Source organism: uncultured Erythrobacter sp. (assembly GCF_947492365.1).
Classification (GTDB): Bacteria; Pseudomonadota; Alphaproteobacteria; order Sphingomonadales; family Sphingomonadaceae; genus Erythrobacter.
In genome coordinates this window covers 2,269,956-2,293,289 of record NZ_CANLMB010000001.1, presented here as the reverse complement: position 1 = coordinate 2,293,289, position 23,334 = coordinate 2,269,956, and the positions used below count along the sequence as shown (strand labels likewise).

At 59.6% G+C, this 23,334-nt stretch carries 33 protein-coding genes; 15 read left to right on the top strand and 18 right to left on the bottom strand.

Translation table 11 applies throughout. The features are described 5' to 3' along the window. Position 1 precedes the first annotated feature (1 nt). From Q0887_RS10980 to Q0887_RS10925, 12 genes are all read right to left on the bottom strand, one after another. Entirely contained in the window at positions 2–589 is a 588-nt protein-coding gene (locus tag Q0887_RS10980; protein ID WP_299194992.1) for a tail tape measure protein, read from the bottom strand. Further along, positions 582–773, bottom strand: coding sequence for a phage tail assembly chaperone (locus Q0887_RS10975; protein ID WP_299194990.1), 192 nt, complete (start codon positions 771–773; stop codon positions 582–584). The genes Q0887_RS10980 and Q0887_RS10975 overlap by 8 nt, the downstream gene beginning before the upstream one ends. Positions 774–776: 3 nt before the next feature. Then, positions 777–1,091, bottom strand: a complete 315-nt coding sequence (locus tag Q0887_RS10970; protein WP_299194987.1) for a gene transfer agent family protein — start codon at positions 1,089–1,091, stop codon at positions 777–779. Beyond that, positions 1,088–1,495 (bottom strand): phage tail protein, encoded by a 408-nt coding sequence (locus Q0887_RS10965; protein ID WP_299194984.1) that lies wholly within the window; start codon positions 1,493–1,495, stop codon positions 1,088–1,090. The genes Q0887_RS10970 and Q0887_RS10965 overlap by 4 nt, the downstream gene beginning before the upstream one ends. A 29-nt stretch (positions 1,496–1,524) precedes the next feature. After that, entirely contained in the window at positions 1,525–1,917 is a 393-nt protein-coding gene (locus Q0887_RS10960; RefSeq protein ID WP_299194982.1) for a DUF3168 domain-containing protein, read from the bottom strand. Positions 1,918–2,094: 177 nt separating this feature from the next. Continuing rightward, positions 2,095–2,652: a hypothetical protein gene (locus Q0887_RS10955; protein WP_299194979.1), complete on the bottom strand. Its 558-nt coding sequence runs from the start codon at positions 2,650–2,652 to the stop codon at positions 2,095–2,097. Between the two features lie 167 nt (positions 2,653–2,819). Continuing rightward, complete coding sequence (locus tag Q0887_RS10950; RefSeq protein ID WP_299194976.1) at positions 2,820–3,971, bottom strand: phage major capsid protein; 1,152 nt, start codon at positions 3,969–3,971, stop codon at positions 2,820–2,822. 77 nt (positions 3,972–4,048) lie between these two features. Beyond that, positions 4,049–4,468 (bottom strand): HK97 family phage prohead protease, encoded by a 420-nt coding sequence (locus Q0887_RS10945; protein WP_299194973.1) that lies wholly within the window; start codon positions 4,466–4,468, stop codon positions 4,049–4,051. Further along, the gene (locus tag Q0887_RS10940) at positions 4,468–4,773 is read right to left on the bottom strand and encodes a DUF6127 family protein (RefSeq protein WP_299194967.1); all 306 of its coding nucleotides are present in this window, start codon (positions 4,771–4,773) and stop codon (positions 4,468–4,470) included. The genes Q0887_RS10945 and Q0887_RS10940 overlap by 1 nt, the downstream gene beginning before the upstream one ends. After that, positions 4,770–5,927, bottom strand: a complete 1,158-nt coding sequence (locus Q0887_RS10935; RefSeq protein ID WP_299194964.1) for a phage portal protein — start codon at positions 5,925–5,927, stop codon at positions 4,770–4,772. The genes Q0887_RS10940 and Q0887_RS10935 overlap by 4 nt, the downstream gene beginning before the upstream one ends. A 25-nt stretch (positions 5,928–5,952) precedes the next feature. Beyond that, entirely contained in the window at positions 5,953–7,278 is a 1,326-nt protein-coding gene (locus Q0887_RS10930) for a terminase family protein (RefSeq protein WP_299194961.1), read from the bottom strand. Further along, positions 7,275–7,760, bottom strand: coding sequence for a hypothetical protein (locus Q0887_RS10925; RefSeq protein WP_299194958.1), 486 nt, complete (start codon positions 7,758–7,760; stop codon positions 7,275–7,277). The genes Q0887_RS10930 and Q0887_RS10925 overlap by 4 nt, the downstream gene beginning before the upstream one ends. Before the next feature lie 294 nt (positions 7,761–8,054). Between Q0887_RS10925 and Q0887_RS10920 the strand changes: the two genes are divergently transcribed. Further along, positions 8,055–8,678, top strand: a complete 624-nt coding sequence (locus tag Q0887_RS10920; RefSeq protein ID WP_299195328.1) for a DedA family protein — start codon at positions 8,055–8,057, stop codon at positions 8,676–8,678. 21 nt (positions 8,679–8,699) lie between these two features. On the opposite strand, the gene Q0887_RS10915 is transcribed toward Q0887_RS10920, so the two are convergent. Together Q0887_RS10915 and Q0887_RS10910 are read right to left on the bottom strand one after the other, a co-directional pair. Next, positions 8,700–9,908, bottom strand: coding sequence for an aminotransferase class I/II-fold pyridoxal phosphate-dependent enzyme (locus Q0887_RS10915; protein ID WP_299194956.1), 1,209 nt, complete (start codon positions 9,906–9,908; stop codon positions 8,700–8,702). A 14-nt stretch (positions 9,909–9,922) separates the two neighbouring features. Then, a complete protein-coding gene (locus Q0887_RS10910) occupies positions 9,923–10,165 on the bottom strand; it encodes an acyl carrier protein (protein ID WP_299194953.1) in 243 nt (80 codons plus the stop codon). Between the two features lie 235 nt (positions 10,166–10,400). Here Q0887_RS10910 and Q0887_RS10905 point away from each other — a divergent pair, with 235 nt between their 5' ends. Then, positions 10,401–10,874, top strand: coding sequence for a Pycsar system effector family protein (locus Q0887_RS10905; protein ID WP_299194950.1), 474 nt, complete (start codon positions 10,401–10,403; stop codon positions 10,872–10,874). On the opposite strand, the gene Q0887_RS10900 is transcribed toward Q0887_RS10905, so the two are convergent. After that, positions 10,871–11,245 (bottom strand): response regulator, encoded by a 375-nt coding sequence (locus Q0887_RS10900; protein WP_299194944.1) that lies wholly within the window; start codon positions 11,243–11,245, stop codon positions 10,871–10,873. The two genes, Q0887_RS10905 and Q0887_RS10900, sit on opposite strands and share 4 nt — an antisense overlap. A 79-nt stretch (positions 11,246–11,324) precedes the next feature. Here Q0887_RS10900 and Q0887_RS10895 point away from each other — a divergent pair, with 79 nt between their 5' ends. The 5 genes from Q0887_RS10895 to Q0887_RS10875 are packed head-to-tail and all read left to right on the top strand — an operon-like array spanning position 11,325 to position 14,558. Then, positions 11,325–11,606 carry a DUF3572 domain-containing protein gene (locus Q0887_RS10895; protein ID WP_299194942.1) on the top strand — a complete coding sequence of 94 codons (282 nt, stop codon included), beginning with the start codon at positions 11,325–11,327 and terminating at the stop codon, positions 11,604–11,606. Beyond that, positions 11,603–12,229 (top strand): HAD family hydrolase, encoded by a 627-nt coding sequence (locus Q0887_RS10890; protein WP_299194940.1) that lies wholly within the window; start codon positions 11,603–11,605, stop codon positions 12,227–12,229. Before Q0887_RS10895 ends, Q0887_RS10890 begins: the two co-directional genes overlap by 4 nt. Next, the gene (locus Q0887_RS10885) at positions 12,230–12,685 is read left to right on the top strand and encodes a RidA family protein (RefSeq protein WP_299194938.1); all 456 of its coding nucleotides are present in this window, start codon (positions 12,230–12,232) and stop codon (positions 12,683–12,685) included. It abuts the gene before it with no gap. Beyond that, the gene (locus Q0887_RS10880; protein WP_299194936.1) at positions 12,682–13,410 is read left to right on the top strand and encodes a glycerophosphodiester phosphodiesterase family protein; all 729 of its coding nucleotides are present in this window, start codon (positions 12,682–12,684) and stop codon (positions 13,408–13,410) included. Before Q0887_RS10885 ends, Q0887_RS10880 begins: the two co-directional genes overlap by 4 nt. Beyond that, positions 13,407–14,558 (top strand): GNAT family N-acetyltransferase, encoded by a 1,152-nt coding sequence (locus Q0887_RS10875; RefSeq protein ID WP_299194934.1) that lies wholly within the window; start codon positions 13,407–13,409, stop codon positions 14,556–14,558. The genes Q0887_RS10880 and Q0887_RS10875 overlap by 4 nt, the downstream gene beginning before the upstream one ends. Here Q0887_RS10875 and Q0887_RS10870 read toward each other — a convergent pair whose 3' ends face one another. Then, positions 14,559–14,888, bottom strand: coding sequence for a hypothetical protein (locus Q0887_RS10870; RefSeq protein ID WP_299194932.1), 330 nt, complete (start codon positions 14,886–14,888; stop codon positions 14,559–14,561). A 321-nt stretch (positions 14,889–15,209) separates the two neighbouring features. Here Q0887_RS10870 and dksA point away from each other — a divergent pair, with 321 nt between their 5' ends. From dksA to kynU, 7 genes are all read left to right on the top strand, one after another. Further along, complete coding sequence (gene dksA, locus Q0887_RS10865; protein ID WP_299194930.1) at positions 15,210–15,668, top strand: RNA polymerase-binding protein DksA; 459 nt, start codon at positions 15,210–15,212, stop codon at positions 15,666–15,668. Between the two features lie 273 nt (positions 15,669–15,941). Then, complete coding sequence (locus Q0887_RS10860) at positions 15,942–16,319, top strand: PilZ domain-containing protein (RefSeq protein ID WP_299194928.1); 378 nt, start codon at positions 15,942–15,944, stop codon at positions 16,317–16,319. A 188-nt stretch (positions 16,320–16,507) separates the two neighbouring features. Further along, a complete protein-coding gene (locus tag Q0887_RS10855; RefSeq protein WP_299194925.1) occupies positions 16,508–17,890 on the top strand; it encodes an ABC transporter substrate-binding protein in 1,383 nt (460 codons plus the stop codon). A 72-nt stretch (positions 17,891–17,962) separates the two neighbouring features. Continuing rightward, positions 17,963–18,352 carry a DUF4112 domain-containing protein gene (locus tag Q0887_RS10850; RefSeq protein ID WP_299195326.1) on the top strand — a complete coding sequence of 130 codons (390 nt, stop codon included), beginning with the start codon at positions 17,963–17,965 and terminating at the stop codon, positions 18,350–18,352. Between the two features lie 45 nt (positions 18,353–18,397). Then, a complete protein-coding gene (locus Q0887_RS10845) occupies positions 18,398–19,189 on the top strand; it encodes a tryptophan 2,3-dioxygenase family protein (protein ID WP_299194923.1) in 792 nt (263 codons plus the stop codon). Beyond that, positions 19,189–19,827 (top strand): arylformamidase, encoded by a 639-nt coding sequence (kynB, locus tag Q0887_RS10840; RefSeq protein WP_299194920.1) that lies wholly within the window; start codon positions 19,189–19,191, stop codon positions 19,825–19,827. The genes Q0887_RS10845 and kynB overlap by 1 nt, the downstream gene beginning before the upstream one ends. After that, a complete protein-coding gene (gene kynU, locus Q0887_RS10835; protein WP_299194918.1) occupies positions 19,824–21,053 on the top strand; it encodes a kynureninase in 1,230 nt (409 codons plus the stop codon). The genes kynB and kynU overlap by 4 nt, the downstream gene beginning before the upstream one ends. A 29-nt stretch (positions 21,054–21,082) precedes the next feature. On the opposite strand, the gene Q0887_RS10830 is transcribed toward kynU, so the two are convergent. Both Q0887_RS10830 and Q0887_RS10825 read right to left on the bottom strand, forming a co-directional pair. Beyond that, complete coding sequence (locus Q0887_RS10830; protein WP_299194916.1) at positions 21,083–21,670, bottom strand: hypothetical protein; 588 nt, start codon at positions 21,668–21,670, stop codon at positions 21,083–21,085. Between the two features lie 64 nt (positions 21,671–21,734). Next, positions 21,735–22,343, bottom strand: coding sequence for an HNH endonuclease (locus tag Q0887_RS10825; protein ID WP_299194915.1), 609 nt, complete (start codon positions 22,341–22,343; stop codon positions 21,735–21,737). A gap of 128 nt (positions 22,344–22,471) precedes the next feature. Between Q0887_RS10825 and gluQRS the strand changes: the two genes are divergently transcribed. Further along, positions 22,472–23,314 (top strand): tRNA glutamyl-Q(34) synthetase GluQRS, encoded by an 843-nt coding sequence (gene gluQRS, locus Q0887_RS10820; protein WP_299194912.1) that lies wholly within the window; start codon positions 22,472–22,474, stop codon positions 23,312–23,314. Positions 23,315–23,334: the final 20 nt, after the last annotated feature.

The following is a 23,334-nucleotide window of genomic DNA, read 5'->3' as shown; positions in this document are numbered from 1 at the left end:
TCTAACGTTCCTGAAGCGCACGGCGCACGGCGCTGGCGACCTGACGTGACGAGCGCTGCATCGCGGTGGGCGCAGATGTGCCGCGCGGGGTTGCAAGCTGGATCGCGACGCGCACCTCGCGCCCGCCAGCTGAACTGCCGCCATTTGCGGCGATCCGCCCGGAGCTCGTTGGCACAAACAGTTCCGGCCCGTTTTCGCCGACCACATAACCGCGACCGGGCGAAACCGGCCCGCCCGTCGCCCGTCCTGGCAACCCCAGCAGCGCACCAAGCGATTGGCCGATTAGCGAGCCTAGCCCGCTGCTGCCACCACCGCCTTTCGAGCCGCCAAAAATCGAGGCAATCCCCGATTGGATTGCATGTGAAGCAATCGAATCGAGAGCACGGAATGCCACCCGTTTCAGGTCATCAAACCCTAGGCTACCGCGACGCAGAGCCGACAGGAGCCCTCTTTCAAGCACGGATCCCGCCTTGCCAAAACCGTCAAGCAAGGAGGTGTCGAGCGCGCCGCGCATACTCTCCAGATCGGCGTTGAAGCCGTCAGTCGTTGCTCGCACATCGATTACGAGTTCTTCGAATTTGTCATCCATTGCTATCGCGCTCCAACAATTGGGCAATCAGGTCTTGGCTTGGGGCAAGGGTTCCGCTGGCGGCATCGGGTTCACGGATCGCACCAGCGAGTTCGGCTGGGGTAGAGCGCCAGAAGTCCGCAGGTCTCCAGCCCAGCACTCTCGACGAAAGGCTGAGCCAGAGGGGAATCCCGTCGCCAAACATCGATCAGCTCTGGCCTTGAAGCACTTGCGCCAGAATCGTGCGCACCGGCTTAGTCGCTTCGACCAGGCCTTTTTCGATCACCGCGTTGCCGACCGTATCACGGTCAGGACGAGAGTTGCCATCGATGCAATGCCACAGCAGTGCGGTGATTTCGGCGATGGTGATGGTGCCTTCCGACGCGCGTTCGACCAAAGCGAAAAGCGAGCCGACTTCTGCCTCGGCAGCGATAAGATTTTCAAAGCTTGGGCGCAGCAAGAAGCGTTGGCCAGCGACCATCAATTCGGTCTCGCCTCGAAGGGCGTTCGCGGGTCTGGTCATGCAGGCACGACGGGGCCGGAGCTTTCCAGCTGGAGCGTGTAATTGCGCTCACCGTTGAAATCGCCGGAATAGTCGAGCCGTTGCACCAGAAAGCGGCCGCGCAAGCGCTCGCCGTCTTCGAATGACAGTTCATAGTCGTCGATCGTGCCTGCCAGTGCATGAGCGCGGATCGAGCTTTCCGCTTGGCTGCCGAGAAAGATGCCGGCCGCACTAACCGAAACAGAGCGCGTGCCTGCGCCCGAAAGAAGATCGCGCCAGCCGCCCGATTCCTTGTGCGTGACAACCACCGGATCGCCATTGATCGAAAGCTGCGTTGTACGCAGACCGGCTACCGTTTCGTAATTGGGAGGGACGGCACCATCGCCGATTTTGAGCAGGAAGGCGGACCCATTTTGCGCAGGCATACTATTCTCCGATTTTGTGTGTTGAGGGATCAGGGGAGGGGGGCGAAAATCCGGAAACGAAATTCGAGTAGCGCGCCGCGCAGATTGGCATCGCGCTCTTCGCTGCGGGCCCGAAGAAAACGGATTGAGGCGAGCTCGAAACCCGTGTGGAAAGGGGGCAGGTCAAGCACACGGCGCTCGATCTGACCAAGCAATGCGCCATCGGCGTCGGGTTCGTCAGTCCGGCTTTCCAACTCTAGCGCAATGCGAACCTCGCGGCCCGGCCGGTCTTTGGTGCCCCAATCGGTTGAAGCGCTTGCAGCGATGCCCAGCCAAGGCGCACTCGCGCTGACAGGGGCCTCTTCCTCGATTGCATTGATGGAAGCGAGCGCGGGATCGGTTCGCAGCCATTCGATCAGCTCCGAACGCAGAGAATTTTCCATGATGTTATTCCAATTCCAGGTCTGGCCAGAGGAAGCGTGCAGAGCGCCAATTGCTTGAGCCTTTGATCGGTCCATCGCGGGCAATTTTGGCCAGAGATCGTGCGCGCCTTTCGCCCTTGTCGGCTGCGCGAACGCTCAGACTGCGTAACAGCCGGTCGGTTCGAACGTTTGCAGTGATCATCGCAGCCGCAAATTGCGCCATGGACGCCACAGCGCGCTCACGCTGGCAGGAGGCGGCGTATCAGCCTTGCCCCCGCCCGTGCGGTCACGGTCGCGGTAGTAATAGGCGGCCAGCCTGATGATGCCTTGCTTTAGCGCTGCCGGAACGGTCTCCCAGCTGCCTGCTATGCCCGCGCGAACGCGAACGGCGACCGCTTGGGCGTCTAAACTGCTGTGCAATTCGATAGACGCAGTGCCCGAAGCCTCGAATTCGACTTGGTATTGGCTTGCATCAAGCGCGGTGCGATTGGCGCCCGGCACGATCAATTCGACGCTGACCAATGACGTTATCGGCCGGGTTGTCAGGGTCGCACGGCCGGCACGCGGCGGTGCCCATTCCTCGATCATCTGCATGAGCGGCGCTTGGCCAGTGAAGGCCTCGCAGGTTGCAAGGCTCGCTTGCAACAACCCGATCAACAGGTCGTCATCATCAGGCCGGCTTATTCCAAGCCAGTTTTTGAGTTCGGCCAGCGCTGTGCCGCTTAGATCTGCTGGCTCTACAATTGTCCGCCGCATCGCGGTCTCCCACATACTGTCTGAACGAAGGTGCGCCCGCGCCGCGTGTGCGGAACAGGGTCGCCGCCACATCGCGGCGCGGGCGCGGGATACCGGCAAGGGAGAAAAGGGGGACTCGACCTTGCCGGGAAGCGCAGCTGCCTTTTCAAGCAGCCTCTAGAGCGGGATCAGGCCTCGATCTTGAGCAGTTTGATCGCGTTCGAATCGAGCACCTGACCACCCACGCGCTTGGTGGCGTAGAAGTGGACGAAGGGCTTGTTCGAGAACGGATCGCGCAGCACACGGGTCGCGCTGTGTTCTGCGATCAGATAGCCGTGGCGGAAATTGCCGAATGCGACCGGGAATTCGCCCGCCGCGACATCAGGCATGTCTTCGGCTTCGACAACGGGATAGCCCAGCAGTCGGTCCGGCTGGCCTTCGACCATGCCCGGCTGCCACAGGAATGCACCATCGGCAGTTTTGAGTTTGCGCACGCTAGCAAGCGTTGCCGAATTCATCACAAAGCTTGCGCCCTGGCGGTGGCCCGATTTGAGCGCGTGGATGAGGTCAATCAGCTTCTCTTCAGGAGCGCTATCGAATCCGGTCGCATTGCCCGAACCGATATACTGGACATCTCCGAATGCGCGCACGCCGTCTTCGGCGGTGCTGGTCGGTGCGGTCAGGAAGCCGGCGGGTTGATCTGAGCCGGTGCCGTTGACGAATGCGGATCCTTCGGCGCGGCCAAATTCAATCGCAATTTCGTTAGCAAGCCAGCTTTCAAGATCGAAAGCAGCATCGTCGAGCATTGCCTGGCTGGCCGCCGGGTTGGCGTAGAGATCACCGGAAGGCGGTGCGATTTCGGCAAAATTGGGCGTGCCGGTTTCGGGGCGGGCAGCGGTTTCGCTCACCCAGCCAGATGCCGTGCCGCCGGTGGCAACCAGTTTGCGATAGCCTGAAGTGCCGGTCTGGACGACCTGGGCGATTGAGCGGATCGGGCTCATATCGGTCAGTTCGCGGGCGATCATCGCATCGATCTTTTGCGGGACAGCAAAACCGCCGTCGGCTGGCGTTGCGCCATTGATAGACTTAACCTCGGTTTCGCGGCCACGGCGCAGATAGCCATCGATGAAGCCTTTGACTTCTTCGCTGACAACCGCGCCACCGATTGCCGGACGCGATGCTGCACGAGACACTTTGTCGAGACGGGCTTTCACCTCATCTACGTCGCTTCGAAGACCAGCAATGTCGGTCTCGGCTTTGTCCTGACGAGCGACAATGTCGAAGCTCTGTTCGGCCGGATCGGCGATTTCAGTTTGGGGTGCTGGGATTGTGATATCCATGGGGTATTGGGCCTTTCTTTTGGGCATGAAAAAGGCCGCCCCGAATGGCGGCCCGGTGGGGTTGGTCGAATGTGGTGTCAGGCCAGGAAATGCACCCGCGCGCCATATTGGAGCGGGTGCGTGACAAGACTGACTTCGAACAGGTCAATGGCGGTCAGCTCACGGCCTGTTTCATAGTGGCGGGCCTCTTTGGCGCGATAGCCAAAGCTGAGGCCGCTCACTTGCCGGGCGAGCAGCATGGCAGCCGCCCGGCTTGCAATGCGGTCGATCCGCGCGATGACGCGGAGGCCCCGCTGATCTTCCGCGATTGACTCGATCTCGCCGATTTTCTGGTCGGGACGGTGTTGCCACAAGAGCGGGAGGGGCTGCGCGCGCTGCGCAATCGTGGCGGTGAAGGCGCCTTTTCGGATCGTGTCGCAGTCAGCATCGGGGATGTCGAACAATCCGGCATATCCGGCAAAGCGGATTGCTGAATGGGCATTTGCATGCGTTTCCATCACAGCATCTCCCAGACGCCAAGCCGCACTGCGATGCCGATCAGCAAAGCGGCCAGCAATCCGCGAATGGCCCAGTCTATAAAGGCCTTCCAGGCGCTCGCCTTGGCATCCCGCCATGCGCCGAGAAGTTCACGCAGCTCGTCAAGGTCGTCTTCGGCGCCCTCATCGGCGAGGCCAAGCCTTTCAATCACGCGTTCGGCAGCCAGTTCGCTGCTTTCCTCCACGATTGCGCGCAAGGTTACCAATTCGGCACCTTCAGCGGTCGCCTGAACCATCAGGCTGGCAAGCATGTCTCCGCGCGTCATTGATTATTCTCCTCCGCTGGGAGCCCGAGCATCTGGCGCTTCTCCGCGCGGTTCAGGAAATCGGCGTCGGAGACCTGCTTCCACAGCCGCTCGCGATCTTCCGAAAGCGCGGTGATCTGATCGAGATCAACCGCAATCGCGCCTTCGGGGAACCAAGGAGAAAGCGCCTGGTTGAGCGCGCTGAAAAGCTTCTGCGTGAGCGGCAGGAGTGTAAGCCGCCAAAGCGCGCGATTGGCTTCGCGGTAATTCGAGTATGTGTTGTCGCCGGGAAGACCGAGCAGCATTGGCGGAACGCCAAAGGCGAGCGCGATCTCTCGCGCTGCGGCGCTTTTAAGCGTGGCGAAGTCCATATCGGCGGGTGACATGGCAATCCGCTGCCACTTCAATCCGCCATCGAGCAGCATTGGCCGGCCCGCATTGACCGCGCCGGAGAACGCCGTTTCCAATTCGCATTTGAGCCGTTCGAACTGGTCGGTGGTCATCCCCGCACCATCGCCGGTCTCATAGACCAGTGCTCCGGATGGGCGCGCTGCATTCTCTAGCAGCGAAAGGTTCCATTGCGAGGCTGCATTATGGATCGCGACTGCCTGATGCGCAGCAGCCAGCGCACTGGCGCCAAGGTGGTCGTCAAGCGGATGCATCGCTTTGATCTGCACGACATTGGGCCAGCCATCGTCATCTTCGGCCTGAAGAATCAGCTTGCCGCCACCGACCATATATTCATAGGCGCAGGGCCAGCCATCGGGCCCGGCGATGATCGAAACACGGTCCGGGCGAAGCGCGAAAAGTTCGACCGGCCTTCCGCTCGCATCCTTGATGATCTGGACATAGCCATTGCCGTGCAAAAGTACGTGCGCTGCCAATGTCTCGATCAGTGACTGGCCAGCGCTTGTTGCTGTAACGAGACGGCTCAAGTCCGGATCATTGATCGTCAGCGGGGCTTGTCCAACCCCTTCGGCAACAATCCGGACAGCGCGCTGGGCGATCGGATTGCTGAGGAAACCATCACGCACAGCCGTATCATACCGGAACTGGCGCACGCCGGCATGCTCGCTGAAAGCGGGCATCCAGCCTTGCATTGTGCCCGGCGATAGCGGCACGCGGTTTTCCTCCCCGCCCTTGAAGGCGGAGAGCAGGGTATCGAGCAATGCCATTGCAATTCCTTTGTTTTATATTGTCTTAGAGCGGACGCACGCTTGGATTGACCGCACGGCCCAGGACCAATTCCGTGAGCCCCCAGACCAGTGCATCAGCGCGGTCGGGGCTGCGGCCCGGCCCGGAATATTCTCCGCCAACCAGCATTCCGCACATTTGATCTTCGAGCTGCGGGAAATGCCCGCAATGACGGACCCGTCCCGACGAATAAAGCGCCGCGACCGGTTCGGCGCGGGCGGTTTTGCCGCGGCTGGCATGGACCAGCTTCACCGGCAGGTATTGGTCTGCTGCGCGAAGCACGGTTTCAACCATCGCGCCGCCCTGATTGGCTTCCGCAATGACGCGATCAGCCTTCCAGTGCTGCGCGGCATCGGCGACGCCTTTGGCCCAGCGATCGGGCTTGGCGTGCGCGAGTGAGCAATCGGCCAGCACGCGGGCAATCCCGTCTTCTCCCAATCCGGCGACGATGATGCCGCATTCGTCACCTTCTGCCGAAGCGGGCGGATCGACCGCGACGACAATGCGCCGATATTCGGTCGAGCGTGCCTCTTCCTGCACCTGCTCCAGCATCGAACGTGTCCACAGCGCGCCCTCGATATCGCGCAAGAATTCGCCGCCAATCTCTTGCCTTGCAAGCTGGCTGCCTGCGAATTCGCTGTCTATCGCTTCGAGGAAGCGCTTGGGCAGGTTGGACGCATTGTCGTAGGTCGAGCCGCGCGTCACCACGGTTGAACTGTCGGGTTCTTGAGCCAGCAATCGTTGAACCAGCGGCACCGCGCGCGGCGTTGTTGTCGCTGTGATGCGGGGGTCTTTTCCCACCCTTAGGCCCATCAATAAATTGTCCCATGTCCGCGTGGCTCGGTTGTGAGAAAGCGGCCATTTGCCGATCTCGTCGCACCAGGCATGACTGTGCTGCGGCCCGCGCAGAGTTTCCGGCTCTGCGGCCGAGAACAGCTGCGCCTGTGCCCCGTTGGGGAACTGAACAATCCGCAGCGACGATGCGAAGGTCGGGCGGCGATCCGGCGGCGAACATGCGAGCAGTCCGCTTTCTCCTTCGACCATCACTGCGCGCGCCTCAGCAAGCGATGACGACACCAGAGCGATGCGCGCGCCAGGATGACTTTCTGCGACGCTGCGCACCCACTCTGCGCCGGCGCGCGTTTTGCCAAAGCCGCGTCCGGCCATGATCATCCAGACGCGCCAATCGCCGGGTGGCGGCAATTGGGTTTTGCGGGCGATCATGCCCCAGTGAAAGTCAAATTCTTTGCGTTCAGCCGGATCAAGCGAATCGGCTACGCTTTGCCTGACGCTTTCATCTACGTCGGCGAGCCAATCGATGCCGGTTTTCACCTGGCCAACTGTCCCGAAGCCACCGCCCGTGCTTTCTCTTCGCGCACTTGCTGACGGATCGCTTCAACCTTGCGGTCGATGGATGCGCGCACATCGGCAGCGCTTACATTGCGTTGTTCAGCCTGAGCCCTCGCAGCATTGTCACGGTGAGCGGCAAGCAGGCGGATGGCATTGGCGAAATCGTACTTGTCCTTGCCGCTGGTCTGCTGATCTCCGTCGCGCAGGCGCCGCAAGACTTCCAGTTCCAGGTGCAAATAGCCCTCATAAAGCGCGGCCAGCCATGCGCGGGCGAATTCCGGATCGTCGCGGCGCAATTTATAGGCGCGGCTCGGATTGATCCGAGCTCGCTCGGCGGACTTTGTGACATTGGAGCTTTCGGCAAGGTAATCGAGGAAGCGCTCTCGCCAGTGCCGGTTTAACCCGGCATCCTCGCCCTCCTTATATTCCTCAGGTATTTTATAGCGCTTCGATTGTTTTGCCATTGGCAGTCTCCTTGCAGGGCGCAAAGAAAAAGGCGGCACTTCCGATGGTGGAAGGCCGCCCATTGCGGGTTGAGCTTAAGATCGCCGAACGGGGCGAATCGCTATTTCTCTATGCTGCTCTTGTCTAACCAAAGAGCGTCACAATGTCAAGTAAAATAACCAAATAGGTGAAATTGATTTCGGTTGCAAGGCGCCGGTGGCTGGCTTAACCCCCGCACCCTCATGGGCCGCTGGCCCAATCGCAAATGAAAGGCGTCTCGGGTGGCCTGGCTACGCGCTTTGTACAATTGGACGATGGAAAAGGCGGCGCACCCCAAGGCGGTGTGGTGGCTCGCATTCTTCTGCTTCATCGAATCGAGCTTCTTCCCGATCCCGCCGCATCCTTTGCTGGGCCTGATGTGTCTGGCTGAACCAAAAAAGGCGATCCGCTTTGCGCTCGTCGCGACGATTGCATCGGTGCTCGGCGGATTGTTCGGATATGCGATCGGGTTCTTTCTCTACGAAGCTGTCGGCGCCTCGATTGTCGGAATGCTGGGGCTGACAGAAACTGCGCCAGTGGCCGCCTGCTACTTGCGTGAGCAGGGCGCATTGGCGGTGTTCTTCGCGGCGGGGACACCCGTTCCGTTCAAACTGATGACGATTACTGCAGGTGCAATCGGAATGAACCTGCTCACCTTCACGCTCGCCGCAATCGCTGGCCGCGCGCTCATTTTCATGGTCGTGGGTATTCTGTTCCAGGTATTCGGCGCACCGATCAAGGCGATGATCGACAAATATTTAGGCCTGCTCACGACGCTATTCGTAGTACTGGTGATTGGCGGCTTTATCGCTTTCACGCAGCTTGCAGGCGGCGACGAAGAGGCCGGCGAAGCGCATATCTGCGACGCCGCTACCGAAGTTCAGGGGGATGCGCTCTAAAGCAGGTGGCCAGTTGGCCGGTTAGGAGATGATCCCGACCGCTTTGCCCGCGCGTTCGAACATTGCAAGGATCGCCTGGACCTCTTCGGCAGAATGTTCGGCACAAAGCGAGCAGCGCAGCAGCGTCATATTGGCCGGCGTTGCCGGAGGGCGCGCGAGGTTCACGTAGAGGCCTTCTTTGAGCAGCGCCTCCCACATCGCCGCACCACGTTCCAAATCAGGCATGATTACCGCGATAATCGCGCTTTGTGGTTCATCTGTGCCTAGTTCGAAGCCAAGATCGCGCAATCCCTTGTGGAGATTCTTGGAATTCTCCCAAAGATGCGCGCGCTTGTTCGAACCGTGCATCAGCTTTCGGATCGAAGTTGCCGCGGTTGCAACCACACTTGGCGGCAGGCTGGCAGTGAAGACATAGGGGCGGCAGACCAGCCGCATGATGTCGAATTTAGGGTGGTTGGAAACGCAGAAGCCGCCGACCGTGCCGACGCTTTTCGAGAACGTGCCGATGATGAAGTCGCATTCGTCGATGACGCCCTGCTCCTCGCACACACCGCGGCCATTCTCTCCGATAAAGCCCATCGAATGCGCTTCGTCGACCAGCACCATCGCGCCATATTTCTTGGCGATGGCGACCATCTCTTTGAGCGGTGCAACATCGCCGAGCATCGAATAGACGCCTTCGAGTACGACCAGCTTGCCAGCGCCTTCAGGAATGCGGCGCAGGCGCTTTTCCATCGCTTCGATATCGTTGTGGCGGAAGGGCACGATCTCGGCGTTGCCCATCGCGCAGCCATCATAGATCGAGGCATGGCTGTCGATGTCGAGCACGACATAATCGCCCTTACCAGCGATGGTCGAGATGATCCCCAGATTGGCCTGATAGCCGGTGGAAAAGACCATCGCGTGGTCCATCCCGTAAAATTCCTTGAGCGCGTCTTCGCACTCCTTGTGACCCTGATAGGTGCCGTTGAGAACGCGGCTGCCAGTGGTTCCGGACCCGAATTCATTCAGGGCTTGCTTGCCAGCTTCGATCACATCGGGATCGAAGGTCATGCCCATATAATTATACGTGCCAAGCAGGATCGTATCGCGCCCATTGCAGATTGCACGCGTGGGCGAGAGCACCTTTTCCATCACCAGATTGAACGGGTCTTCAACGCCGCTCGCTAGCAGAGTCTCGCGTGTCTGGATGATGGGATCGAATTTGGAAAACAGGTCGCTGTCAGTCATGGGCAGCCCCTCTATCAACTATCCTGCAATTTGTGGACCGCAGCAACAAGCTGGCCGTAATTCTCAATCTCGGCCTGCTGGTTCATGCTGATGATGATGTCAAACTCATCCTCAATCTCAGCCACGAAATCCATGACCGTCAGGCTGTCAAATTCCAGATCGTTGGCAAAGGTGGTCGCAGGGCCAATCTCGACGCCCTTCTTGTTAAAGGGCTCGATCAGGCCGCGGATGCTTTCGTCGACTTCTGCTTCGGTCATGTGATGCGGTGCTCTTGTCTGTTTATCAAAACTCCGGCGCGAGCCGGCAATTGCTCTATGCAAAGCGCACCGGGCGCCGCGCTTGTCAAGTTCTCCTGCCGCTGGCACAAGATTGGTGCTTCGATATGGGGGATGGTGAAGCGTGGAACATGCAAAGCCGGATTCCGGGACAGAAAGTGTCCCAAGCGATACACAAGCGCCGCCAAAGCGTGCGTTCTCGCAGCAGACGATCCATTTGCTGCGCACAGCTCAGATGAACACTCTGACGCTTTCGCAAATGGCAGATCAAAAGGCTTCGATTCTGATCGGCGCAACTTTTGTAGTCTTTTCTCTGGCGGTCACGCGGCTGCTAGGAAGCGAGGTCAGCTGGTCGACCCTGTCGCTTGCGGCAACCGCATTCCTTTCATCGTTGTGTGCGGTTCTTGCGGTCTTGCCATCGCTGGGTAAGCCGCCAACGGATCCCAAAGCCTTTAACCTGCTGTTCTTCGGCCATTTCGCGGCGATCTCGGAAGAAGAATGGTCAGACGAATTGCTCGACCAGTTTGCCACTGACGAGACCCTATTCCGCACTATCTTGAAGGACATTCACCAGAACGGGCAAGTTCTCTACAAGCGCAAATACCGCTATCTATCATATGCTTATCGCATATTTCTTGGCGGGCTTTTGTTCACCTGGCTTGTCTATGCCGGCGAGTATTTCTGGCTCTAACCTTCGGCTGGAAGCAGCGCCCTCACCGCATTCATGAACGGCATGATTGATACCGGTTTTGACAGATAGCCTGCCGCTCCCGCTGACCGGATCCGTTCCTCGTCACCCTTGGCCGCAAAAGCAGTGACGGCTAGCACGGGAATTGCGCTCAAAGCCCGGTCGCGCTTTGCCGCCGAGATCAGGTCGACGCCGGACATTCCGGGAAGCTGTATATCCATGATGATAAGGTCAGGCGTGACATCGCGCGCCGCATCTAGCACCTTCTCCCCGTCCGCTATCGGATCGACATCAAAGCCATTGGCTTTCAAAACGTCGCAGAAGAGTTTGCGGTTGAGGTCATTGTCCTCGACAACCATTATTCGCTTTGCCACTGGACGCCCCGACCTTTCCGATCATTCTTTACCCGACTAACTGCACATAGAGGCTTTCACAATCCCGGATCACCAAGACATGCCCCGCGACAAGATGACGCCCGAATATGGCCCACGCGCGGCGACGCTCGCGCTCGCCGCCATTGGATGGGTCTTGCAGGATGAGGATAGGGCGGCGCGCTACCTTGAATTGACGGGCCTCGATCCCGATTCTCTGCGTGCTGGTCTGGATGATCGCAGAGTGCTGGGATCGGTGCTCGACTTTCTGGCCAATTACGAACCCGACCTGATCCGCGCGGCCGAAGCGCTGGCGGTCACTCCTGAAGAGCTAATCGCTGCTGGCGAGGAACTATCCCAATGACCCGTCCCCTGATTATCAGCGATTGCGACGAAGTGATCCTGCACATGGTTGTCCACTTCAAGGAGTGGCTCGAAGAATCGCAAGGCGTCAATTTCGAGATGAAAGGCGGCAATTTCGGCGAGGCCTTGAGCTGGCAAGACAGCGGCAAGTTTCTGGAAGCGGCGGATGTGTGGCGCTTGCTTGGCGGCTTTTTTGACACTGAGATGGATCGCCAATTGCCGATAACCGGGGCTGTCGATGCGCTCAACTCGCTAAGCGAACATGCCGATGTGGTGGTCTTGACTAACCTCGTCGATTTCCGCCGCGACCACCGCACGGAGCAGCTCGCGGCACACGGGCTCAACGCCAAGGTTTACACCAATCAGGGGCCGAAAGGACCTGCTTTGGCCAAGATTGTCGAAGAATTCGCGCCGGCCAATGCGATTTTTATCGACGATCTCGCGCAGCACCACGCCTCGGTTAAAGAAGTGGTGCCCCATGTCACCCGCCTCCATCTTTGCGGCGAACCTCTGATTGCAGACGATATCAACTGCGCCCACAAAGAGGGCAATGCCGATGCGCGGATCGATCAGTGGTCTGAGGCGCTACCGTGGCTGATGCAACAATTGGAAGGAAAAGCGTAAATGACTGTCGAAGCGCGTCTCAACGAACTGGGCATCACTTTGCCCCAAGCGGCTGCTCCGGTCGCAAGTTATGTCCCTGTCGTGGTGCAAGGCGGCATGGCGCATGTCTCCGGCCAACTGCCTTTCGTAGATGGCGTGCTGAAGACCGGACGGCTGGGCGAAGATGTCGATCTCGACGGCGGGATGGAAGCCGCGCGGGCTTGCGGTCTTATGATACTCGCACAGCTCAAGGCTGCTGGCTTGCTCGAGAAGGTCGAACGGGTCGTGAAGCTGGGCGCGTTCGTTAACTCGACCGGTGATTTCACCGACCAGCCCAAGGTCGCCAATGGCGCGTCGGATCTAATGTTCGAGGTGTTCGGTGAAAAAGGCCGTCATGCGCGTGCGGCTGTGGGCGTGCCAGTATTGCCGCTGGGCGCAGCGGTCGAAGTTGATGCGGTGATCGCCATTAGCGAATGACCGCGCGCTCTGCCCCTGACTGGTTGACCAGGTGGGAATATGCCCACCGGGGGCTGCATGGAGCGGGACGTCCTGAAAACTCGCTCGCTGCTGCCGAGGCTGCGATTGAGGCTGGCATGGGAATCGAGTGCGATATCCAGCGCAGCAAAGATGGCGAGGCCATGGTCTTCCACGATTGGGAGCTGGAGCGACTGACCGACGGTGCGGGAGCGACGGGTGAGTTATCTGCCGAAGCCTTGGGCCGCTTGTCGCTGCGGGAGAATGCCGAGCCGGTTCCCACATTAAAGGCGTTGCTTGATCTGATCGCGGGGCGGGTGCCACTGTTGGTCGAGATCAAGTCAAAGCCGGGCTATGATGTCGTACCCAGCTGTGAGCGGGTTTGCGGATTACTGTCGGACTATTCCGGTGAGGCCGCGGTGATGAGCTTTGACCCGCGCGTTGCTGAATGGGTCCGGGAATATGCTCCGCATCTGCCATGCGGCCTGGTCATGCGCGAGGACCGGCATGGCTACACCCAGACCGCAGCGGAACGCGGCGAGGCCTTGCGCGCAGCGGAACCCGATTTCCTCGCCTATCACGTTCTCGCGCTTCCCAATGAGCGTGTGACCGCGTTGCGCGCGGGCGGCCTGCCGATCCTAACTTGGACGGTGAACTCGCCCGAAACGCGTGCCACCGCGAAGGCCCATGCCGATGCGCTGGTGTCCGAAGGCGAGGGGCTGGGATGAGCGCCGATCTGCCCGATCCGAGTGAGCTGACTGTTCGGCTGGCACCGGGCGTGCGCGAATTTGATCCGCAACAGTGGAACGCGCTCGGCGGCTCGCGCAATCCGTTTGTCAGTCACGAATTTCTGAGCGCGCTGGAAGATTCCGGCAGCGTCGGCGAAGGCACCGGCTGGGATCCGGTTCCGATTGTCATTACCGATGGCGATGACCGCCTGCTCGCCGCCATGCCAAGCTATGCCAAAGGGCACAGCCAGGGCGAATATGTGTTCGATCAGAGTTGGGCCGATGCGCTGCACAGGGCCGGGCGCAATTATTATCCAAAGCTCCAGATCGCGGCGCCTTTTACGCCTGCAAGCGGCCCGCGCTTGTTGCTGTCCGATCCGGCGTTTGCGGGACATTTGCTCAAAGGTGCGGAGCTTGTGTGCGAGCAGAACGGGCTTTCCTCGGCGCATGCGACCTTTATCGAGGAGAGCCAGTTGCCGCTGTTCGAAGCCGGTAACTGGCTGATCCGTAGCGATATCCAGTTCCACTGGCTCAACCGTAACTATGATGATTTCGATGGCTTCCTTGCCGAGCTTTCCTCGCGCAAGCGCAAGAATCTGCGCAAGGAACGCGAGGCGGCCCAGAAAGGACTGCGGATCGCGCGATTGTCTGGTGACGACATCAAAGCCCACCATTGGGATGCATTCTGGATCTTCTATCAGGACACCGGCGCGCGCAAATGGGGGACGCCTTACTTGACCCGCGAAGCCTTTACGCTTCTGGGTGAACGGATGGGCGAGCAGATGGTCCTGATCCTCGCTTTCGATGGTGATGAGCCGATTGCGGGCGCTCTCAACTTTGTCGGATCAGATGCGATCTATGGCCGCTATTGGGGCTGCACGCGCGATGTGCGCTTCCTGCATTTCGAGCTGTGCTATTATCAGGCGATCGATATCGCGATCGAGCTGGGCCTGCCCAGGGTCGAGGCGGGCGCGCAGGGCGGGCATAAGCTGATGCGCGGATATGAGCCGGTTAAGACTTGGTCGGCGCATTGGCTCGCCGATCCGGAATTTCGCGCCGCTGTCGCCGATTTTCTCGAACGCGAGCGCGAGGGTGTGTCGACCGATCAGATGTATCTGGACCGGCGCACGCCTTTCAAAAAAGGGTGATCAGGCAGCTGCGCGGCGTTCTTCGGCAAGCCAGTGGCGTGCGCGGCGCTGGGCTTCGGCGATTTCGCGGGCGGTCATCTCGTCTGAGACATCAGCGCGGCACCAGCCAGCTTCTTCATGGCCGCGCGATGCAGCGATGTTGAACCACTTATGCGCCTCGATCAGATCGACAGTGATGCTGTTGCTTCCGGTCGAATAGGCAACGCCCAGATTGAAAAGCGCGTTCACATCACCAGCCATGGCCTCGGCCAGAAGGCCTGCAATGGCGAGATCAGCCTCTGCATTGTTCAGCGGCGTCATATCTCCTGCATTTACGGTCTCAAGTTTCATTTCTCATTCCCCATTTCACTCCGGCCCAATCCCCCTGCGGACCGTGCAAACCCAGACCTCACGGATCATGGTCAACAATTGGTTAACGCCGGGGCAATTTTTTGCGTTGCAATGGGGCGTGAAATGATCGCGGGCGCTGTTTTTTGCACCGCGCGAACACTTTGTTGAGATGCTCGTATCAAACTGGCTTGTGCCGTAGAGGCGGCTTGCTTATAGGCCGCGCAACCAGAAAGACTTGCCGGGGGGCAGGGGGTGAAGTGGAAACATCCATGCGCCCGGACGGGACGGTCTCAAGAGAGATCATTGGGATTAGAGGACTACATGCCAGCCGCCGCGTCTGAAGAAATCGACATTTTCGAAAAAGCCAAGAGCCTTGTCGGGCCCGACTATACGCCGGGTGAGGACGAGGAATATATGAACGAACGGCAGCTGGCTTATTTCCAGTTGCTCTTGATCGAATGGAAACGTTCGATCCGTTCGGCCGCCGGGCAAACACTGCAATCGCTCGCCGACGGGCCGATCCGTGAAGCTGACCTCAATGACCGCGCCTCGAGCGAGACCGATTGGGGCATCGAGTTGCGCACCCGTGACCGCCAACGCAAACTCGTCTCCAAGATCGATTCCGCGCTGCGCAAGATTGAAGAGGGCGAATATGGCTATTGCGAGGTCACTGGCGACCCGATTGGCCTGGGGCGCCTGATCGCCCGTCCGGTTGCAACCATGACAGTCGAAGCGCAGGAAGCGCATGAGCGGCGCGAGAAGGTATCGCGCGACGATTGATCGCCCGGACTATCCGTCCTGCCTTCTGACAAGCGATAGCTCCTGAGGCTCGATGGGCAGAGCCGTGCAAGGATACGGCGCGTTACAACTTGTCTCACTCTGGCACGCTTTGTTCAAATTGGTCGGGAGTGGATTTAGATTTAACGGCTCATTTACCGCGTCAAATTAGGTAATTTCGTGTGCGATGGCGGTGGGCCTTCGTGCCAAAATTCGGATGGGCATCAGGCATACACGCCCAGGCGGATCGGGACTGATCTAGGAGTTTGAGCGAAGATGACGGGTGTTGAGACCAGAACCGTATCGCGTGATAGTCTGTTTCTGCTCGCCAATGTTCGGATCGAGCATGAGAGCGAACAGCATCGGGTACGCGTCCGCAATCTTTCCGATGGCGGGATGATGGGTGAGGGGCCTTTGCAGGTCCAGCGCGGCAACCGCGTCGAAGTCGAACTGCGCAATATCGGCAAGATTGGTGGCAATATCGCCTGGGTTCAGGATCAACGTTTCGGCATCGCCTTTGACGAAGAGGTTGAATCCCATCTGGCGCGTAAGCCGGGCGGCGAAAGTACCATCGCGCCAACCGACTCCGCCGCCTTGTCGCGGGCGCACCGCGCTCCGCCTCTGCCCGAAGCTCGCAATTTGCGCAAAGTTTAGCGCGCCCGGCTCGTCGCGTTACCAAGGCGCTAGAACCTAGAGCCAAAATTGCAGAAAACTCGGCGCTGACCTTTGGCATTCAAGCTGCTATTCCGAGCCGCGTGAACCGAGTCTGCTTTGTCCCAACTGTAGCATTGCTGCTTTCCGCCTGCGGTCCATCCGCAGATCGCGGACCGTTGGACATCGCCATGATCGGCGCGGAAAGTTCGCTGTCGCAGCAAGGCGTTCGGCTTTCACCAGCAGCACAGCATATGCGCGCCGCTACGCATGAAGGTTTGGTCGCGCTCGATCCGACGGGTCAGATTGTGCCGGCGATTGCAGAGCGATGGATCGTCACCGATGACGGGCTAAGTTACATCTTCCGTCTGCGCGATTCCGAGTGGCCGGATGGCGAGGAAATTTCCGCCGCACAGGTGCGCAACATGCTCCAGCAGTCGATCCGCCAGCTTGACGGGACGACGCTTGGTCTTGATCTCGCCAAGGTCACTGAGGTTCGGGCAATGGCGGGCAGGGTGATCGAAATGCGGCTCTCCAGCCCCATGCCCGATTTCCTCCGTCTGCTCGCGCAGCCAGAGCTCGGCCTCGTCAATCGCGGCCTTGGCGCTGGCCCGATGGCTGTGGCGCCCGCGCGAGAGAACGCGCTGGTCAATCTTACCGCGATCCCGCCCGAACTGCGCGGATTGCCTGCGCGTGAAGATTGGGAAGAGGTGTCGCGCGAGCTCAATGTACGGGCAGCGAGTGCGCGTGAAGCCGTCAATGCCTTTGCTTCGGGCGAAGTCGATCTGTTGTTAGGCGGCACAATCGCGACGTTCCCGATGGCGCAGCTCGGGCCACTTTCGCGCGGCAACGTTCAGGTTGACCCCGCGCTTGGCCTGTTTGGCCTGATCTTTCGCAGCGACGAAGGCGTGCTGGCCGATCCGGCTCGGCGCGAGGCTTTGGCGATGGCGATTGATCGGGGCGAGATGATTCAGCCGTTTGGCCTTGGCGGCTGGCAGGCAACAACATGGATCGTGCCTCCAGCGGTCTTCTCGCCGCAGCAATATCCGAACAGTCGCTGGGGCGATCAATCGATCGAAGAAAGGCGCAATATCGCCCGCCAACGGATTGCGGCCTGGCAATCGGGCAGCGACGATGGGCCGGTGCTTCGAGTCGGATTGCCGAACGGGCCGGGCAGCGACCTGCTATTTGATCATCTTTCCGAAGCGTGGCGCGCAATTGGCGTTACCACTGTCCGCACTGGCATGGGCGAAGGCGCCGAGCTGGAGCTTCGCGACCGGTTAGCACGCTATTCCTCGCCCCGCTGGTTTCTAAACCAGCTCAATTGCGCGATTGAAATCGGTCTGTGCTCGCAGGAAGCCGACGATTTGGTCGCGCGGTCGCTGACCATCCGCGACCCGGTGGCAAAGCAACAGGCGCTGGCCGAAGCGCATGCGCAGATGGTGGCAGCAGAGGTGTTTATTCCGCTCGGCGTGCCGGTCCGCTGGTCGCTCGTGCGCAGTACAGTTGGCAATTATCAGGCGAACCAATGGGGCATCCATCCCTTGTTTGCGCTCTCCGAGCCCACCACATAGGGGACCTAGGAGAGACATATGACCGGCGACAACCGCCCGATTTTTGACCCTCAGCCTGGCCAAGCGCAGGCGATGGGCTTAACTTTACCCACCGGCACTGACCCCGCCTCGATCCGTGCGCGGGTGGAGGCTGTCGAGCTACTCTTGGAGCGCAGTTTCCGCATTCCGGGCATTAACGTGCCAATCGGTCTTGATGCGCTGATCGGTCTGGTTCCTGTCATCGGAGACATCGTGACCACCGCGATGGGCGCCTATATCGTATGGGAAGCACGCAATCTGGGCCTGTCGAAATGGCAGCTCACCCGCATGGGCGCGAATGTCGGCTTCGATGCATTGTTAGGCTTGGTCCCGCTGGTCGGTGATGCGGCCGACTTCGTGTTCCGCTCGAACACACGCAATCTGCGGATCATCAAGAAGCATCTCGACAAGCATCACCCCGAAACCCGCGTGATCGAGGGTTGAGACAAAATAGTTTCGCTTGATACGATCTGCGTATAGCGTGACCTGATGTCCAATTCAGTCACCTATTCCAGCTATCTCGATCTCGATAAGATTCTTGCCAGCCAGCACCCGTCGTCGGGCGCGCATGACGAGATGCTGTTCATCGTCGTCCATCAGGCAAGCGAGCTTTGGCTCAAACTGTGCCTGCATGAATTGACCGCCGCGCGCGATTGCATCGAAAGCGATGATTTGCGCCCAGCCTTCAAGATGCTAAGCCGCGTGGCGCGCGCGCAGCAGCAGTTGATCCAGAGCTGGGACGTGCTCAGCACCATGACCCCGCATGATTATTCGCAGGTTCGCCCGCATCTGGGTTCCTCCAGCGGGTTCCAGTCGGCCCAGTATCGGATGATGGAATTCATGCTGGGCGGGCGTGATGCAAAGCATATCGCCCTGCATGAAGAGAACGAAGACTGGTCGGAGCGTTTGCAGGCCGAAATTGCGCGCGCGAGCCTGTATGACGCGGCAATCCGCCTGCTTTCGCGTCGCGGCTTTACCATCGACACAGAAGTGACAGAGCGCGACCTAGCAGGCGCCTACACGCACAATGCGAGCGTTGAGGCCGCTTGGGCAGCGATCTACCGCGACCCGAACGCGCATTGGGATCTGTATGAGCTGGCCGAAAAGCTGGTCGACCTCGAATACCATTTCCAGCGCTGGCGTTTTGGCCATTTGAAGACGGTTGAGCGGATTATCGGCTTCAAGAAAGGGACTGGCGGAACCCCCGGCGTGCCTTATCTTGCGGGCGTGCTCAAACAGGCGTTTTTCCCTGAACTGCTCAGCGTGCGGACCGCAATCTGATGGCTCGCCCAGATAGCAAGCGACTTTGGGACATTTCGCAAAGGCTGCATCCTGGCCTGCCGGTCTGGCCCGGCGACACGGCTTTTGCCCATGCGCGAACATGGCAGATGGAGGAGGGCTCTCCAGTCAATGTTTCGGCGCTCACGCTATCGACCCATAGCGGCGCGCATGCCGACGCTCCGCTCCATTATTCGCAAGACGCGCCTGATATCGCCGAGGTCGATCTTGCGCCCTATCTCGGCCCGTGTCTGGTGGTTGATGCGCGAGGTGCCGGCCCGCTGATTGAGGTCGCACATCTTCCCGATCTGAACGGTATCGAGCGGGTGCTCTTCCGCACTTTCGAGCGCTTTCCGCACGAGGAATGGGACAACGACACCACCGCCATCGCGCCGGAGACGATCGCGCATCTAGCGGCATCGGGCGTGAAACTGGTCGGCGTCGATGGCCCGTCGATTGACCCGCAATCTTCAAAGACAATGGATGCGCATAAGGCCGTGCTCGCACACGATATTCGCGTGCTTGAGGGGCTTGTTCTCGATGATGTTCCCGCTGGAGAATATGAGCTGATCGCCTTGCCGCTGCCGATCATCGCCGGTGACGCCTCGCCCGTGCGCGCGATCCTGCGAGAGTTGCTATGATAGGGAAGGCCCGCGAGCTCGACGCCGCCGATCCGCTGGCCGGTTTCCGCGAGCGTTTCGCGGTTCCCGAAGGCGTGATCTATCTCGATGGCAACTCGCTCGGGTGCTTGCCGAAAGCTACGCCCGAAGCCCTGCGCCGTGCGGTCGAGCGGGAATGGGGCGAAGGCCTGATCCGCAGCTGGAACGCCTCCGAGTTCGGGTCCGGCTGGTTCGAAATGGGCACGCGCGTCGGCGCGAAGATTGCGCCGCTAATCGGGGCGCAGCCACATGAAGTGATCGCCTGCGACAGCACCAGCGTAAACCTGTTCAAGCTGATCGCGGCGGCCCTACAAATGCGCTCCGGACGGCAGGTGGTCCTGTCCGAACCCGGCAACTTCCCGACCGACCTCTACATGATCGAAGGGCTGGAGCGGCAGGGGCTGGCCAAGCGCCGCCTCGCGCCGCGCTCCGGCATCATCGACGCGCTGGACGAAGACGTCGCGCTGCTGGTCCTCACCCATGCGCATTACAAGACCGGCGAGCTGTTCGACATGGCCGCGATCACCGAAGCCGCGCATGAAGTGGGCGCACTCGTCCTGTGGGATCTGTCGCACAGCACCGGCGCGCTTCCGGTCGACCTCAATGCGTGTCATGCCGATTTCGCGGTCGGCTGCGGCTACAAATATCTCAATGGAGGCCCCGGCGCGCCGGCCTTCGCCTTTGTCGCGCAGCGCCATCTGGACGAGCTCAAACAACCACTCACCGGCTGGTTCGGCCACGCCGCACCCTTTGCCTTTAGCGACGATTACACCGGCGCTGCGGGGATCGAACAATTGCAATGCGGCACCCAGCCGATCCTCGGCCTGACCGCGCTCGAAGTGGGCGTGGACCTGATCGCGGAAATCGGCGTCGAGCGCCTCCACCAGAAATCGCAAGCGCTGTCCGAATTCTTCCTCGAAGCATTGCGCGAACACGGCGCCACCCTGCCGCTGGTCAGCCCGCCCGACAGCGCCAATCGCGGCAGCCAGTTGAGCTTCTACCACGAGAACGCCTATGCGATCTGCCAAGCCCTGATCGCGCGCGGCGTAATCGGCGACTTCCGCGACCCGGACATTCTGCGACTGGGCTTCGCGCCAGCCTATCTGCGGTTCGAGGACATAGCCGAAGCCGCGCGGCATCTGGCCGAAGTGCTGGACGGCGAGGAATGGCGGCGGGCGGAGTTTAATGAGCGCTCGGCGGTTACTTAACCGACTGGAGGTGATCTACTCAACGTAATCTATGAGCCTGTGTTTTGACCGCCTATCGAATCGACATTTGGAGTATTCGATTGAGGGTTCGAGACCTGCAGAATCGTGCTGGCAATCTCTGGAAGGTGCTCAATCTCTTCTCTAGTCAATTTAACCGTCTCTTGGAATAATCGATCCATTCGATCGACATATTGATCCGCAGTTAAGGCACCATTGTAGTACATCATGCAATTTACGAAAGATCCACTGCGATACATTTCCAAACCTTGAGATCGACGAGTAAGTTGCATAACCGCGGTTTGCAATGTTTGACTTGCTCCTACATTCACACCTTTTGCGGCTAGCTCCCCAGCAGCCTGTGAATAGACTGCTTCCGCGACGTCTGGTGATGGTTCGGCACAAACTTGCCGTTCGCCAAAGACTAAGATGGTTCTTCGATCGGCTCTCGAAGTCAATACTGACATTTTTCCGTTTTCAGTTCCGCCAAGCCTCACACGATCTTCTATCAATGGATTGGTCGAACGCGGAGAGAAAAACCTATTCCCGCAACCTGACAGAGTAAACGCGATCGAGAACGCGCAAATTAACTTGAATGCTTTATCATTGAAATAAATCATGATTTACCCCCGAGTCGAACCTGACTCGATGAGAGTACCGCAAATAATAGAATTTGTAAAAAAACTAAGCCTCCAACTCAACATCCCAATACAGCCAGTCCCGCCACGTCTCGTGCAAGTAGTTGGGCGGGAATTGCTTGCCTTGTTGTTGCAGCTGCCAGCTGGTCGGTCGGATTGGCTTCATCTGGACCGGCATGTGTGCCTGTTTGGGCGTGCGTCCGCCCTTCTTCATATTGCACGGCGCGCAGGCGGTGATGATGTTCTCCCACGTTGTCCGGCCGCCCAGACGGCGCGGGATGACGTGGTCGAAGGTCAGATGATCGCTATTGCCGCAATATTGGCAGGCGAATTTGTCGCGCAGGAACACGTTGAAGCGGGTGAAAGCGGGAAACTCGCTTTGCTTCACATATTGGCGCAGCGCGATCACGCTGGGGATTTTCATGTCGAGGCTGGGCGAGTGAACCTCGCGGTCATAGCTTTCGACGATGTCCACCCGGTCGAGGAACACTGCCTTGATCGCGGTCTGCCACGGCCACAGGCTGAGCGGGTAATAGGAAAGGGGGGTGTAATCCGCATTCAGCACCAGCGCAGGACAAGACGAAAGGCTGCGCGCCGGATCATCCTGGGCGCTGCGGAAACGGGCAGCATTCTCGATCAGTTCGGCTTGAAACACGTGGGCTTCCTCCCTGATTGACACGAACATGCCGTGCGCCCGTCCTATCGCCTAGATGCGCGCCCTTGGCTATCCACAGCCAGAAGCCGGGCAAAAGCGATGATTAGCGCAGGGATTTGTCCTGTGGCATGGGTGCAGCGATGGACGACGCCCAGCCAATTGTGACGAGATTTGCGCCTAGCCCCAATGGGGCGATGCATCTGGGGCACGCTTTCTCGGCGGTGTTCGCCCATGATCTGGCGGCACAGGCGGGCGGGACGTTTCTGCTGCGGATCGAGGATATTGACGGCGCGCGATCCCGGCCGGAACATGCCGATGACTTTCGCCGTAATCTCGAATGGCTGGGGCTCGAATGGCAGGAAGTGCCTGCACAATCCACGCGGTTGAAGAGCTACGAGGCGGCGGCGCGAAAACTTCTCGAACGGGGCCTGCTCTACCCCTGCATTTGCACGCGAAAAGAGATCGAGGAGGCTGGCGCTCAGCGAGGCGTGGAGGGGGTGCTTTATCCCGGCACCTGCAAGGGTAAGCCAGTTGATCCAAGCAAACCCGCTGCCCTGCGGCTCGATATCGACGCTGCGTTGTGCGAGGTCGGGGAACTGGTCTGGACCGATGAGGTCGCGGGCAGCGTTGTGGTCGATCTGAGCGATTTTGGAGATGCTGTGATCGTGCGCAAGGATGCGCCTGCGAGTTACCACCTCGCCGTAACAATGGACGATGCGGCCGATGGAGTGACGCTGGTGACGCGGGGCAAGGATCTGTTCAACGCAACGCATATTCACCGCGTCTTGCAAGAGCTGCTCGAACTGCCCGTCCCGCATTGCCATCATCACGGTCTGCTACTGGATGATGACGGGCAAAAGCTTGCCAAAAGCCGCGGCTCGCCCGCTTTGTCCGACCGCCGTCAGGCAGGAGAGGATGGACTGTTGCTTGCCGAGAAACTTCGGTTGCAAAAATTGAAGGGTGATATTTGACGCGAAAGCGTCCATCTAGG

Excerpts from the sequence above, each read along its gene's own strand:
- Q0887_RS10965 (WP_299194984.1), bottom strand. The coding sequence starts at position 1,495 with ATGCCTGCGCAAAATGGGTCCGCCTTCCTGCTCAAAATCGGCGATGGT.
- Q0887_RS10940 (WP_299194967.1), bottom strand. The coding sequence starts at position 4,773 with ATGACGCGCGGAGACATGCTTGCCAGCCTGATGGTTCAGGCGACCGCT.
- Q0887_RS10955 (WP_299194979.1), bottom strand. The coding sequence starts at position 2,652 with ATGCGGCGGACAATTGTAGAGCCAGCAGATCTAAGCGGCACAGCGCTG.
- kynB (WP_299194920.1), top strand. The coding sequence starts at position 19,189 with ATGGCTCGCCCAGATAGCAAGCGACTTTGGGACATTTCGCAAAGGCTG.
- dksA (WP_299194930.1), top strand. The coding sequence starts at position 15,210 with ATGCCAGCCGCCGCGTCTGAAGAAATCGACATTTTCGAAAAAGCCAAG.
- Q0887_RS10910 (WP_299194953.1), bottom strand. The coding sequence starts at position 10,165 with ATGACCGAAGCAGAAGTCGACGAAAGCATCCGCGGCCTGATCGAGCCC.
- Q0887_RS10850 (WP_299195326.1), top strand. The coding sequence starts at position 17,963 with ATGGGCTTAACTTTACCCACCGGCACTGACCCCGCCTCGATCCGTGCG.
- Q0887_RS10830 (WP_299194916.1), bottom strand. The coding sequence starts at position 21,670 with ATGATTTATTTCAATGATAAAGCATTCAAGTTAATTTGCGCGTTCTCG.
- Q0887_RS10890 (WP_299194940.1), top strand. The coding sequence starts at position 11,603 with ATGACCCGTCCCCTGATTATCAGCGATTGCGACGAAGTGATCCTGCAC.
- Q0887_RS10880 (WP_299194936.1), top strand. The coding sequence starts at position 12,682 with ATGACCGCGCGCTCTGCCCCTGACTGGTTGACCAGGTGGGAATATGCC.
- Q0887_RS10935 (WP_299194964.1), bottom strand. The coding sequence starts at position 5,927 with ATGGCATTGCTCGATACCCTGCTCTCCGCCTTCAAGGGCGGGGAGGAA.
- Q0887_RS10975 (WP_299194990.1), bottom strand. The coding sequence starts at position 773 with ATGTTTGGCGACGGGATTCCCCTCTGGCTCAGCCTTTCGTCGAGAGTG.
- Q0887_RS10875 (WP_299194934.1), top strand. The coding sequence starts at position 13,407 with ATGAGCGCCGATCTGCCCGATCCGAGTGAGCTGACTGTTCGGCTGGCA.
- Q0887_RS10950 (WP_299194976.1), bottom strand. The coding sequence starts at position 3,971 with ATGGATATCACAATCCCAGCACCCCAAACTGAAATCGCCGATCCGGCC.
- gluQRS (WP_299194912.1), top strand. The coding sequence starts at position 22,472 with ATGGGTGCAGCGATGGACGACGCCCAGCCAATTGTGACGAGATTTGCG.
- Q0887_RS10920 (WP_299195328.1), top strand. The coding sequence starts at position 8,055 with ATGGAAAAGGCGGCGCACCCCAAGGCGGTGTGGTGGCTCGCATTCTTC.
- Q0887_RS10925 (WP_299194958.1), bottom strand. The coding sequence starts at position 7,760 with ATGGCAAAACAATCGAAGCGCTATAAAATACCTGAGGAATATAAGGAG.
- Q0887_RS10870 (WP_299194932.1), bottom strand. The coding sequence starts at position 14,888 with ATGAAACTTGAGACCGTAAATGCAGGAGATATGACGCCGCTGAACAAT.
- Q0887_RS10915 (WP_299194956.1), bottom strand. The coding sequence starts at position 9,908 with ATGACTGACAGCGACCTGTTTTCCAAATTCGATCCCATCATCCAGACA.
- Q0887_RS10945 (WP_299194973.1), bottom strand. The coding sequence starts at position 4,468 with ATGGAAACGCATGCAAATGCCCATTCAGCAATCCGCTTTGCCGGATAT.
- kynU (WP_299194918.1), top strand. The coding sequence starts at position 19,824 with ATGATAGGGAAGGCCCGCGAGCTCGACGCCGCCGATCCGCTGGCCGGT.
- Q0887_RS10980 (WP_299194992.1), bottom strand. The coding sequence starts at position 589 with ATGGATGACAAATTCGAAGAACTCGTAATCGATGTGCGAGCAACGACT.
- Q0887_RS10970 (WP_299194987.1), bottom strand. The coding sequence starts at position 1,091 with ATGACCAGACCCGCGAACGCCCTTCGAGGCGAGACCGAATTGATGGTC.
- Q0887_RS10855 (WP_299194925.1), top strand. The coding sequence starts at position 16,508 with ATGATCGGCGCGGAAAGTTCGCTGTCGCAGCAAGGCGTTCGGCTTTCA.
- Q0887_RS10845 (WP_299194923.1), top strand. The coding sequence starts at position 18,398 with ATGTCCAATTCAGTCACCTATTCCAGCTATCTCGATCTCGATAAGATT.
- Q0887_RS10960 (WP_299194982.1), bottom strand. The coding sequence starts at position 1,917 with ATGGAAAATTCTCTGCGTTCGGAGCTGATCGAATGGCTGCGAACCGAT.
- Q0887_RS10895 (WP_299194942.1), top strand. The coding sequence starts at position 11,325 with ATGCCCCGCGACAAGATGACGCCCGAATATGGCCCACGCGCGGCGACG.
- Q0887_RS10885 (WP_299194938.1), top strand. The coding sequence starts at position 12,230 with ATGACTGTCGAAGCGCGTCTCAACGAACTGGGCATCACTTTGCCCCAA.
- Q0887_RS10860 (WP_299194928.1), top strand. The coding sequence starts at position 15,942 with ATGACGGGTGTTGAGACCAGAACCGTATCGCGTGATAGTCTGTTTCTG.